This window comes from Streptomyces rimosus subsp. rimosus, from assembly GCF_000720725.1.
GTDB classification, from domain to species: Bacteria; Actinomycetota; Actinomycetes; order Streptomycetales; family Streptomycetaceae; genus Streptomyces; species Streptomyces rimosus_A.
Map to the genome: position 1 here is coordinate 41,225 of NZ_JOCQ01000001.1, position 11,923 is coordinate 53,147.

Here is an 11,923-nt window from a genome sequence, read left to right on the forward strand (position 1 = left end):
CTGCCGTACGCCCACCGGTGCCGCGGACCCGCCATTGCAGGGTCCGCGGCACCGGTGCGTTCCGGCCGTCGACTCAGTCTCTCGCTTCTCGTGTATCTTGGAAACCAAGGGAAATGAGTGAGAGGGTGGGCGTAGCGTGCCGAAGGAAACCGAGTCGATCAGGGCGGCCCTGGGCAGGGCCGTGCAGGCGTACCAGGGGGCCGTCGACGACTTCGACCGTGAGGTCGCACGCCTGCTGGGGGTCAACGAGACCGACCTGCGGTGCCTGGAGCTGCTGCTGAGCGCCGAGCGAGCCACCCCCGGCGAGCTGGGCGGGCGGCTCGGGCTGAGCACGGGCAGCGTGACCGCGATGATCGACCGGCTGGAGAAGCGCGGCCACCTCGCGCGCACCCCGCACCCCACCGACCGGCGCAGCACGCTGGTGCAGGTCACCCCCGAGTTCCAGGAGCGCGCCCGCGCGCTGATGACGCCCTTCGTCGAGGACTCCGCCGCGCAGGTCTACGCCCGGTACGACGACGAACAGCTGGCCCTGGTCGCCGACTTCCTCGACTTCAACCGCGAGCTGCAGGAGCGGCACACCGAGCGGCTGCGCGCCGTGGCCGCCCCGAAGTGTGGCCGCGGCAGGCCCGGTCCGGTGTCCACGTGAGAAGCCGGTGCCCGGCCCCGCCCATGAGCGAAGAGAAGGCAGTCCCATGCACGTAATGATCATTGGCGCCGGTACCGGCGGCCTCGCGCTGGCGCACGGCCTGCGGCGGGCCGGCATCAGCTGCACGGTCTTCGAACGCGACCGCACCCGCGGCGGTGGACTCCAGGGCTACCGCGTCGGCATCGACCACGACGGCAGCCGCGCCCTGTCCAGGCTGCTGCCGCCCGAGCTGTTCGACACCTTCGTGGCCACCTGCGCCCGCACCCCCGACCACTTCACCATGTACACCGAGAAGTACAAGGAAGTGCTCTCGCTGAGCGGCTTCGCGCGGGCGAGCGGCGACGGGGCGGGCGCGGAACGGTCGGTCTCGCGGGTGACGCTGCGTCAGGTGCTGCTCACCGGACTGGAAGACCTGGTGCGGTTCGGCAAGGTCTTCACCCACTACGGACAGAACCCCGACGGCACGGTCACCGCGCACTTCGAGGACGGCACGTCCGCCACCGGCGACGTGCTGGTCGGCGCGGACGGCTCGAACTCGCGCGTCCGCCGCCAGTACCTGCCGCACGCGCAGCTCAAGGACGCCGGGATCACCGCCATCGGCGGCAAGGTGCCCCTGACGGACCACACCCGCGCCCTGCTGACCGAGAAGACCGTCGACGGCGTCAACCTCTTCTTCGCGCCCGGCGGTTACTCCCTGATCCTGCACGTCATGCGGTTCCCCTGGGACGAGAACGGCGCGCCCAGGAGCGGCATCGGCGCCACCGACGCCGACCTCATCGAGAACTGGCCGGGCCTGCAGTTCGACAACACCCGCGACTACATCATGCTCGGCATCAGCGGCGCCACGCGGAACCTGCCCGCCGACCTCCTCCGGCGGGACGGGGCGGGACTGCGCGAGCTGTGCCGGGAGCTGACCGGCACCTGGGACCCGCGGCTGCGCGCACTCGTCGACCTGGTGGACCCCTCGACCTGCTTCCCGATCCGGATACGCACCTCCGTACCGGTCGAGCAGTGGCCCTCCAGCAACATCACCCTCATCGGCGACGCCATCCACACCATGACCCCCGGGCGCGGCGTCGGCGCCAACACCGCGCTGCGCGACGCCCTCCTGCTGTGCCGCAACCTCACCGCCGTCCGCGACGGCCGGATGTCCCTGGTCCCCGCGGTCCGTGACTACGAGACACAGATGATCGACTACGGCTTCGACGCGGTGCGCAGATCCCTGGAGCAGATGGACGGCAACGCGCCGGTCCACAAGCCCGTCGTGGGCCGTGCCGTCCTCGCGGCGATGCGCACCGGCATGCGCCTGGTCAATCATCTGCCGCCGGTCAAGCGGAAGATGGCCGCTTCGATGCAGGCGTACCGGGGCCAGGACCGCGACATGTAGCGCACCGAGATCCCCCGATTTGCCGGGCTCCGGACGGGTGCGGCACCGCGGGCGGCGTGCCAAGCTGGCGGTGGCAGGCTGGAGGCCGTCATGACAACTCTGACTGCTCGGCACGGACTTCGCGCGGTACCGCCCCTCGCGGTACGGAACGGGTGACCCCGTGCGCCCCGGCACCCGTCCGGAGGCGGGCGAACGCTGGCTGGCCCGCGCCGCGCTGCTCGCGGCAGCGGCGGCCGTGGTGGTGCTGCTCCTCTTCGCGGGCCTGCGCGCTATCGCCCTGCTCGCCGTGGGGGCCGGCGGCGTGGTGGTGACGGCGGCCGCCCTGTGGTGGGCGCTCACACACCGCGGCACCCGGCGGGCCCTCGCCGTCGCGCTGGCCGTCGCGGCGCCGGTCCTGGTGCTGATCGCGTATATGAACCGCCATGTGGCCTGGGTCGTCGCGCTGTCCGCCGCGCTGTGGCTGTCCGCCGTCGCGGCCGGCCGGTCCGCCCTCGTACGGGTCGACCGGCCGGCGACGATGCCCGAGACCCCGGCGGCGCCGCCCCGGCAGCCCTTCATGATCATGAATCCCCGTTCCGGCGGCGGCAAGGTGGCGCGGTTCGGGCTGCGGGAGAGAGCGGAGGCCCTGGGGGCGGACGTGGCCCTGCTGGAAGGGCCGGGCACCGTCGATGTGGCCGGGCTGGCGCAGGCGGCCGTCGCCAAGGGCGCCGACGCCCTCGGCGTGGCGGGCGGCGACGGTACGCAGGCGATCGTCGCCGATGTCGCCGCCGAGCACGGCCTGCCGCTGCTGGTCATCCCGGCGGGCACCCGCAACCACTTCGCCCTCGACCTGGGACTGGACCGCGACGATCCCGCCAAGGCCCTCGACGCGCTGCGGGACGGCACCGAACTGCGCGTCGACCTCGGCCGGGCGGGCGGCCGCCCCTTCGTGAACAACGTGTCGTTCGGGGCGTACGCCGAAGTGGTGCAGAGCCCGTCCTACCGCGGCGGGAAGACCCGTACCGTCGCGGACGTGCTCCCGGACTACCTCGTGGGGCACCGCGGCGCCCATCTGACGGCCCGCACGGGCGACGTGGTCGTCTCCGGGCCGCAGGCCGTGCTGGTCAGCAACAACCCGTACGGCATGGGGGACGTCACCGGCCTGGGACGGCGCCCGTACCTGAACGGCGGGGTGCTCGGCATGATCGGCGTACGGGTGTCGAGCGCCACGCAGGCCGCCGGGCTGCTCCGGGGGCACCGCTCCGCCGGACTCACCCGGGCGACGGGCCGGACCGTGACCGTGGAAGCGGACCGGGACCGGATACCGGTCGGCGTCGACGGTGAGGCGCTGACGCTCCCCGCACCCGTCCACTGCGAAGTGCGGCCGTCGGCTCTGCGCGTGCTCGTGCCCCGGGAGCGCCCCGGGGTGCCCGGCCCGCGCCCGCACGTGGCCTGGAAGCGGATCTTCCGGCTGGCCCTGGTGCCGGACCGGGCCTCCGCCGGAAGGGCCGCCCGCCGATGACCGACGTACGGCAGGCCGTGCCCGGTTTCCGCGCGCTGTCGTCCTACCGGCGCGCCTGGCTCGTCAAGGACCTGGTCGCCGGAGTCGTCCTGACGACCCTGCTGGTGCCGCAGGGCATGGCGTACGCGGACCTGGCCGGACTGCCGCCCATCACCGGCCTGTACACGTCCGTCCTGTGCCTGGTCGGCTATGCGGTGTGCGGGCCGTCGCGCATCCTGGTGCTGGGCCCGGACTCCTCGCTCGGCCCCATGATCGCCGCGACCGTGCTGCCGCTCGTCGCGGCCGACGGCGACCCCGGACGCGCGGTCGCGCTCGCCTCGATGCTCGCCCTCATGGTCGGCGCCGTCATGGTCCTGGCGTCCGTGGCGAAGCTCGGCTTCGTCGCCGACCTGATCTCCAAGCCGACCATGATCGGCTACATGAACGGGCTGGCGCTGACCATCATGATCGGGCAGTTGCCGAAGCTGCTGGGGTTCGGCGTCGACGGGGACGGCCTGATCGACGAGGCCGCCGGTTTCGTCCGGGGCCTGGCGGACGGCGAGGCGGTCCCGGCGGCGGCCGCGGTCGGCTGCGCCGGGGTCGCGCTGGTCCTGGTGCTGCAGCGGGTGCTGCCGAAGGTGCCGGCGATCCTCGTCATGGTGGTGCTGGCGATCGGCGCGACGGCCCTCTTCGATCTGGACCGGCACGGCGTCGACACGGTCGGCGTACTCCCGAAGGGCTTCCCGCCGTTCACCCTTCCCCAGGTCCGCCTGGACGACCTGGGGCTGCTGTTCGCCGGTGCCCTGGGGATCGCCCTGGTGTCGCTGGCCGACACGATCTCCACCTCCTCGGCCTTCGCGGCCCGTACCGGCCAGGAGGTCCGGGGCAACCAGGAGATGGCCGGGATCGGCGCGGCGAACCTGGCCGCCGGTCTCTTCCAGGGCTTCCCGGTCAGTACGAGCGGGTCGCGTACGGCCGTGGCGGAGCGCGCCGGAGCCCGCACCCAGCTCACCGGGCTGGTCGGAGCGGCCCTGATCACCCTCATGATCGTGCTGCTTCCGGGCCTCTTCCGCGACCTCCCGCAGCCCGCGCTGGCCGCCGTCGTCATCACCGCGTCGCTGTCCCTGACCGACCTGCCCGGGGCGGCACGGCTGTGGCACCAGCGCAAGGCGGAGTGCCTGCTGTCGGTCGCCGCCTTCCTCGGCGTGGCGCTGCTCGGCGTGCTGCCGGGCATCGCGATCGCCGTCGGGCTGTCCATCCTCAACGTGTTCCGGCGCGCGTGGTGGCCGTACGAAACCGTGCTCGGCCGGGTGGACGGGCTGGAGGGCTACCACGACATCCACTCCTATCCGGACGCCGACCACCTGCCCGGACTGGTCCTCTACCGCTTCGACGCGCCCCTGTTCTTCGCCAACGCCAAGACCTTCCGGGACGCGGTACGCAGGCTCGCCCGCGCCGATCCGCCGCCCCACTGGATCGTGGTCGCGGCCGAGCCGGTGACCGATGTGGACACCACCGCCGCCGACGTCCTGGAAGAACTCGACAGAACCCTGAACGCGCAGGGCGTCCACCTGGTCTTCGCCGAACTCAAGGACCCCGTCCGCCGCAAGATCGAACGCTATGAGCTCACCCGCACCATCGACCCGGACCACTTCTTCCCCACGGTGGAGGCCGCCGTCGCCGCCTTCCGGGCGCGTACCGGGGCCCGGTGGACCGGCGGGGAGCGGGTGGAAGGCGGCGGGGCGTGAGGAGCGGCGTCAGACGGGCAGGACGCAGCCCAGCGACGAGGTGGCGAACGGCGGCCCGGAGGGGGTGAGGGCGCCGGAGTCCCGGTTCACGGTGAAGGCGGCGACGGTCCTGCCGTACTGGTTGGCCGCGAAGAGCAGCGTTCCCGACGGGGCGAGGCCGATGTGCCGGGGCCAGGAACCGCCGCTGGGCACGGTGTCCAGCAGGCGCAGTCCGGCACCGCCGCCGGTGACGGAGAACCGGGCGACGCTCTCGTGACCGCGGTTGGACAGGTAGAGGAACCGGCCGTCGGCCGAGATCACCACCTCGGCCGGGTAGTTGCGGACGGCCGAACCCGCGCCGCCGGGGACGGTGGGCAGACTCTCACCGCGGGTCAGCACGCCGGTCGCCGCGTCGTACGCGTAGACGGTGACCGTGCTGTTCAGCTCGTTGGCCACGTAGGCGTACGGGGCCGTGGGGTGGAAGACCATGTGCCGGGGGCCCGCGCCCGGGACCGAGCGGGCCTCGGACAGCGGCCGCAGCGCGCCGCTCGCGGGGTCGAGCCGGTAGGTGTACACCTTGTCGGTGCCCAGGTCCACGGCGAAGACGTGGGTGCCCTTGGGGTCGGTGATGATCTGGTGCGCGTGCGGGCCCTCCTGGCGCCCGGGGTCGGGTCCGGAGCCGGTGTGCTGGACCAGCGCGGTGCGGGCGCCCACGCTGCCGTCGCCGTTGACCGTGTGCGCCGCGACGCTGCCGGCGCCGTAGTTCGCGCTGAGCAGGTAGCGGCCGGTGGGGTGCACCGACAGGTGGGTGACGTTGGCGCCGCCCGTGGAGCGCGCCGGGCCCAGCGCGGTCAGCGCGCCGCCGGCGCCGATGGTGAAGGCCCGCACGGCGCCCTGGCGGCCACCGTTGTCCAGTGAGTAGAGCACCTTGCCGTTGGGGGAGACCGCGAGGAAGGACGGGTCGGTCACGCCGGGGAAGCTGCTCTGCCGGGTCAGCGCGCCGGTCGCGGTGTCGTACGTGCAGGAGATGATGCCGTTGCCGTACGTACCCAGGAACACCGGCCGCTGACCGGCGGCGCACTCGGGGCGGGAGGGCGACGGCAGGGCCCATGCGGCGGACGCGTGGACACCGAGCGCGGCGCCGAGTGCGCCGGCGCCCAGCGCCCCGACGAGCGAGCGGCGGGCGAGGCCGGGGGCGGGGGCGGTGTGCTCGGGGTGTTCCGAAGGGTGTGCCAGGGGGTGTGCCGGAGGGTGTTCCGAGGGGCGGGGTGGCTGTGCGGGCATGGGCGGGCACCTTTCCACACCGGAGGGGTTGGCGTGTGCTCGTCAACAGCATGGCGATCGTCCGGTTCCAGGTCCAGACCATTGCTGTCATCGGTGTGCCGCGCCCCTTGTGTGATCCGGACATACGGCGACTTCTGGCCGTTCTGGGTTTGTCCGGGGCATGACCGCGCGGCACGGGAGTTGAATCGGGAACGTTCCGGGGCGGCACACCGGAGCCGGTACTCGACATGAGGATGTGAGACGGGTGAACGAGGGACGCAGACTGAGCCGCAGATCTCTGTTACGGAGCGGACTGGGGGCGGGCGGACTGGCCGTGGCCACCAGCCTGCTGCCGGGGCTGTGGGGACGCCCGCCGGGCGCGGCATGGGCAGCCGCCCCGGCCGTTCCGGCAGGCACCGCAGCGGCAGCCGGACCGTCGGGGCCCGCGGCCCCCGCCGCCTTCCCCGACTGGGCCAGGTTCGCCCGGATCGCGGACGGGACGTTCGACGACGACGCCGAACCCCGCGACATGAAGCCGGTGATCGACAAGCTCAAGGCGCAGAACGTGAGCGTCATCGAGGTCGACACGATCCTGTCCAACTGGCTGCCGGACAAAGAGTTCAGCACGCACATGGCCCAGATGAAGCGGTTCTCCGACCTGGCGCACGCCGCCGGGATACGGGTGATCGTCTACTACCCGTCGCTGGAGGTCATCAGCGTCGGCGGGGAGAAGGGCAAGTCGTTCTACAAGAACAGCGACGGCAAGAACTGGGTGCAGCGCGGCCTCGACGGCAAACCCAACGTCTTCTACGGCAGCCTGGTCGTCTGGGTCGACCCGGGCGACGAGAGCTGCTGGGTCAGCCCCAACTCGCCCTGGCGCGACCACTACCTCACCCGGATCAAGGCCCTGGCGGGCACCGGTGTGGACGCCATCTGGCCGGACGTGCCGATCTACTTCGACGGCGCGCTGAGCTGGTGCGACGCCTCCACCTGGGCGGCGGACGCCTTCCGGGCCGACACCGGCCTGGCGCTGCCCAAGAAGGTCGACTGGACCAACCCGGGCTTCCGCCGCTACGTCGAGTGGCGCCACCACAACCTCAACCAATTCCAGCTCGACATCGCCGCCGCCGGCCGCTCGGTCAACCCCGACCTGGTCACCTTCGTCGAGACCGTGACCATGGACTACAAGTACGCCACCACCGTGGGCCTCGACGGCGCGTACCTGCGCCGGGCGGAGGGCGTCAGCCACGTGTGGGAGGTGGACATCCTCGGCAACTACGACGGGATGCGCCACGCCACGGTCTCCGACTGGACCTGTCTGATCTCGATGTACAAGTACGCCCGCGCGGCCAGCGGCACCAAGCCCGCCTGGGCCTTCTCCTACGGCTGGAAGGCCGACGACGCGTCGCTGGTGATGGCCGAGACGCTGGCGGCGGGCTGCAACCCGTACGAGGTCAAGAGCCCGTTCAAGACCGACAGCACGGACACCGCGATGCGGACCCGGATGTACGGCTTCGTCGCGGCCCACCAGGAGGAGCTGTTCGCCGCCGCCTCCGGCGCCAGGGTCGGCGTCTACCACTCGTCCTCGTCGCGTGACTTCGTCAGCCCCGTCGAAGGCAGCGGCATGTACGTCAACACCAAGCCGCCCGCCGGGGTCAAGGACTGGTGGAGCTTCGACACGCCGGAGGAGAGCTGCACCAAGCAGCAGTGGCTGGGCGAGTTCCGCGGCACGGTCAAATCCCTGGTGCTCGCGCACATTCCGTTCAACACCGTGCCCAGCCCCGGCGTCGGCGCCGACGACCTGGCCGGGTACCGCGTGCTGTACCTGCCCAACCTCCAGGCCGTCTCCGACGCGGAGGCGGACGTGCTGCGCGCGTACGTGGCGGGCGGCGGCACCGTCGTCCTCACCGGGCCCGCGCCCACCGGCCTCGACGAGCACGGCGGCACCCGCGGCGAATACGCCCTCGCCGATGTCCTCGGCTTCCGCAAGGCGGACGCGGTGCCCGCCACCAAGCGGAACACCTTCGGCCAGGGCACCTGCTGGTTCATCAAGGACCTGCTCGGCCTGAAATACCTCACCCGCACCGACCAGCCCACCGCCGACCGGCTCCTCGAACCGGCCCGTACGGCCGCCCCGCCCGCCGTCACGCTCACCGGCGACCCCCGCGTCCACCTGGAGCTGAGCCACCTCGGCGACGCCACCATCGTGCAGCTGGTCAACTTCACCGCCTTCGGCGAGACCCCCGCTGCCTTCACGACCAAGCCCACCACCTGCACCGTCACCCTCACCGTGCCCGCCGGCCGGCAGGTGCGGGCGGCCACGGTCAGCTCACCGGACGGCTCCGGCGGCCCCGGGCCGAAGCCGGTGGCCTGGAAGGCGGACGGCGACAAGGCGAGCGTGGAGCTGACGGTCGCGCAGTACTCCCTGCTCAACGTCACCATCAACTGAGCACGCAATAGCGGAAGTTGTCACCGCTTCCCGGGAGCGGGGACCCGCCACAAGGACGTCGGCCGGTCCCTGCTTCCCGGGTGCGACTCGAAGGCGATCCAGCGGCCGTCGGGCGACCAGCTCGGCGCCCCGTCGTACGTACCGGGCTCGCGCGTCACCTGCACCGGCGCGCCGCCGCCCGCCACCGGCATGACGAAGATCTTCGGCAGGCCGAGCCCGCCCGTGGTGGACGAGAAGACCACCGACCGGCCGTCCGGCGACCAGCTCGCGTCCGTGTGCTCCCCCTGCACGGTGGTCAGCCGGCGCACGCCGCTCCCGTCGGCGTTCATCACGTACAACGCCCACGCGTCGCTGCCCAGTTCCCGCCGCTGGAAGACGAGCCGGTCGCCGCGCGGCGACCAGTTGGGCTCGCGGTTGTCCGTACGGCTCGCGGGACCGTTCACCAGTCGCGTCTGCTCCGTACCGTCGCGTCTGACCTTCCACAGGGAGCCCAGTGCCGACCGGTCGGCGAGCGCCGCCCGCTCGTCCGGGTCCTCCCGCTGCACGCTCTCCTGGAAGACGATCCACTTTCCGTCCGGCGAGAAACTCGGCTCCAGATATCCCGAATTCCCGGGATGATCGGTCACCCGCTCCGGCCGCCCGCCGGGCTTGAGCACCCAGATCTCGTCCTTGCCCGCCCGGTCGGAGGCGAACGTCACTCCCGCCGAGGGCCGCCAGCTGGAACCGGGGAGGTTCACCGCCGCCCGGTCGTGCTCGTCCAGCAAGTCGCGGGCGGCCTTGCGGGAGTCCGGGGCGCCCCGGTTTCCCAAGGGCAGTACGCGCAGCGCGGCGGCCCCCTCGTTGTAACCGCCGTGGAAGACCGTGAACAGCAGGGACTTACCGTCGGGCGCGAACGCCGGATTCTGCGCGCTGCCCTTTCCGGACTCCCGGTGGACCAGCTCGGCCCCGTCCCCGCGCGTCACCGCGGGCTTCGCGGAGGGAGAGCCCGCCGACCCCGGCGACGGCCGCGCCGTCTCCGACGGATGGCGCGACGGCCCGCCCCCGCCGCCCCCGCACGCCGTAAGAATCAGGGCTCCGGCGCCCAGCCAGCCCGCGACCCACCCTCGCCTGCGCATGCGTCCACGGTAGGCGGGCGAACTCCAGTGATTCCACTGGAGTTTGCGACAAAATGGCGGCCGAAGGAGCGTGCATGGCGTTGCTTTTGCATCTTTTCAAGGCTTTGGGGATTGCCGCTGCGTGCATCTGGGAAAGATGGTCAATTTCAGGGGCCATAGAGGCAGGCAGGACTTGAGGAAGTGGTCTGTTTTTCATTGACAGTTGATCCGGGCCGGTGGTTGAGTCGGGCCACCGAATAGGGAAACCGAAAGCCACCACGTGGCTGTACGCGTACGTTTCCCCGCCGGGGCGGTGATGTCGTCCGGCGGTGGGAAATGAGCCTCAGGGAAGCCCGTTGATCCGGCGCCCGGGTCCAGGAACAGGAGCAAGGTGTGCTTGACGCCCGCAGAGGGCCCCGGAAGGAATTCGACCGGCCGGACACCGACTCACCGGATCTGGTGGTGGACGGCGGGCGGGCCGAGCAGGCCGTCGGAGCCGGTGCGCTGAGCGTCGGGGTGCCGGGGGACAAGTCGGTCAGCCACCGGGCGCTGCTGGCGGCGCTGCTTCCCGGCGCGCCCGAGGTGCTGACGGTGCGCAACGCCAACCTCGGCGGTGCCGTACGGGCCCTGCTTCCGGCGATGCGGGCGCTGGGCGTGGCGGTCGACGTGGACGGCGGCACGCTGACCGTGCGGCGCGGCGCGTCACCGGTGCCGCAGCAGGCGCGGGCCCACCCGGGCGTGACCGGCTGGCCCGAGGGCGTGCCGTATCTGGAGACCGGCGGGTCGAGCGCCGCGGCCCGGCTGCTGATCGGGGTGCTCGCCGGGAGCGGCACCGCGGCGGTGGTGGACGGCGACGAGGTGCTGCGGCACCGGCCGATGGACTGGCTGGTCGATCCGCTGGCCGAACTGGGCGCCGACATCGCGTATCTCGGGGACGACGGCTGCCTGCCCGTATGGGTGAAGGGACCGGTGAACCTCCCCGGCAGAACCGTGCGGCTGCGCGTGGGGAGCGCGCAGGCGCGGTCCGGTGTCCTGCTGGCCGTGGCCGCCGCGGGGCTGCCCGCGACCGTACGGCACCCGGTGCGCTCGCGGGACCACACCGAGCGGATGCTCGCCTCGTTCGGCGGTGTGCTGGATGAAGGGGAGGGTGAACTCGCCTGGGGCGGCGGGGCTTTCGAGGTGCCGGAGGTCATCGACGTACCGGCCGATCCGTCGCTGGCGGCATATCCCGTGGCGGCGCACCTGCTGTGGGGCGACGGCGGCACGCTGCGGGTGCCGGGCGTGTGCCTGAACCCGACCCGGACCGGGTTCTTCGAGGTGCTGCGGCGGGCCGGGGCCGATATCGCGTACGAGTACGAGGCCGCATACGGAGACGGAGGAGCTGAGGGGGGACGGTCCCGGGGCGGGGAGCCGGTGGGGACCGTGGTGGCCCGAGGGGGGCTGGAGGAGGCCGGGCCCGTCCGGGTGGACGAGCCGTGGCTGCTGCACGCGCTGATCGACGAAGTGCCGCTGCTGGCCGTGGTCGCGGCCCGGCTGCCGGGGACCTCGTGGATCGGGTGCGCGCAGGAACTGCGGTTCAAGGAGACGGACCGGCTGGCGACGACGGCGCGGATGGCCGGTGCTTTCGGCGCCCGCGTCGAGGTGGCGGAGGACGGGCTGACGGTGCGCGGCGGGGCGCCGCTGCGGGCCGGCGTGGTGCCGGGCTTCGAGGACCACCGGATCGCCATGGCCGCCGCGACGCTCGCGGGGTGTCTGCCGGGGCGCACCACGGTGCGCGGCGGCGCCTGCCACCGCACGTCATTTCCCGACTTCGCCGATGTGCAGCGGGCCGTCGGCGCCCGGATCGCAAAGGACCCCCTGTGATGCCCCCTGTGACA

Annotated in this window: 8 protein-coding genes; 6 read left to right on the forward strand and 2 right to left on the reverse strand. The window is 72.4% G+C overall.

Features of this window, described 5'->3' with window-relative positions:
* Positions 1 to 136: 136 nt before the first annotated feature.
* The 4 genes from IH45_RS0100225 to IH45_RS0100240 all read left to right on the forward strand — a co-directional run bounded on the left by IH45_RS0100225 (position 137) and on the right by IH45_RS0100240 (position 5,261).
* The gene (locus tag IH45_RS0100225; protein ID WP_032916567.1) at positions 137 to 646 is read left to right on the forward strand and encodes a MarR family winged helix-turn-helix transcriptional regulator; all 510 of its coding nucleotides are present in this window, start codon (positions 137 to 139) and stop codon (positions 644 to 646) included.
* A gap of 55 nt (positions 647 to 701) precedes the next feature.
* Positions 702 to 2,033, forward strand: a complete 1,332-nt coding sequence (locus IH45_RS0100230) for an FAD-dependent oxidoreductase (RefSeq protein WP_234440373.1) — start codon at positions 702 to 704, stop codon at positions 2,031 to 2,033.
* Between the two features lie 160 nt (positions 2,034 to 2,193).
* Positions 2,194 to 3,534 (forward strand): diacylglycerol/lipid kinase family protein, encoded by a 1,341-nt coding sequence (locus tag IH45_RS0100235; RefSeq protein ID WP_030659531.1) that lies wholly within the window; start codon positions 2,194 to 2,196, stop codon positions 3,532 to 3,534.
* Positions 3,531 to 5,261, forward strand: coding sequence for a SulP family inorganic anion transporter (locus IH45_RS0100240; protein ID WP_030659533.1), 1,731 nt, complete (start codon positions 3,531 to 3,533; stop codon positions 5,259 to 5,261). The genes IH45_RS0100235 and IH45_RS0100240 overlap by 4 nt, the downstream gene beginning before the upstream one ends.
* 9 nt (positions 5,262 to 5,270) lie before the next feature.
* Here IH45_RS0100240 and IH45_RS0100245 read toward each other — a convergent pair whose 3' ends face one another.
* Positions 5,271 to 6,524: a lactonase family protein gene (locus IH45_RS0100245; protein WP_394298647.1), complete on the reverse strand. Its 1,254-nt coding sequence runs from the start codon at positions 6,522 to 6,524 to the stop codon at positions 5,271 to 5,273.
* A gap of 313 nt (positions 6,525 to 6,837) precedes the next feature.
* Between IH45_RS0100245 and IH45_RS0100250 the strand changes: the two genes are divergently transcribed.
* Complete coding sequence (locus IH45_RS0100250) at positions 6,838 to 8,952, forward strand: beta-galactosidase trimerization domain-containing protein (RefSeq protein WP_032916568.1); 2,115 nt, start codon at positions 6,838 to 6,840, stop codon at positions 8,950 to 8,952.
* A gap of 20 nt (positions 8,953 to 8,972) precedes the next feature.
* Here the strand turns inward: IH45_RS0100250 and IH45_RS0100255 are convergent, their stop codons facing one another.
* Positions 8,973 to 10,067 carry a PD40 domain-containing protein gene (locus IH45_RS0100255; RefSeq protein ID WP_030659541.1) on the reverse strand — a complete coding sequence of 365 codons (1,095 nt, stop codon included), beginning with the start codon at positions 10,065 to 10,067 and terminating at the stop codon, positions 8,973 to 8,975.
* Between the two features lie 372 nt (positions 10,068 to 10,439).
* On the opposite strand from IH45_RS0100255, the gene IH45_RS0100260 reads away from it, so the two are divergent.
* Positions 10,440 to 11,909, forward strand: a complete 1,470-nt coding sequence (locus IH45_RS0100260) for a 3-phosphoshikimate 1-carboxyvinyltransferase (protein WP_030659543.1) — start codon at positions 10,440 to 10,442, stop codon at positions 11,907 to 11,909.
* The last annotated feature ends 14 nt before the right edge of the window (positions 11,910 to 11,923 follow it).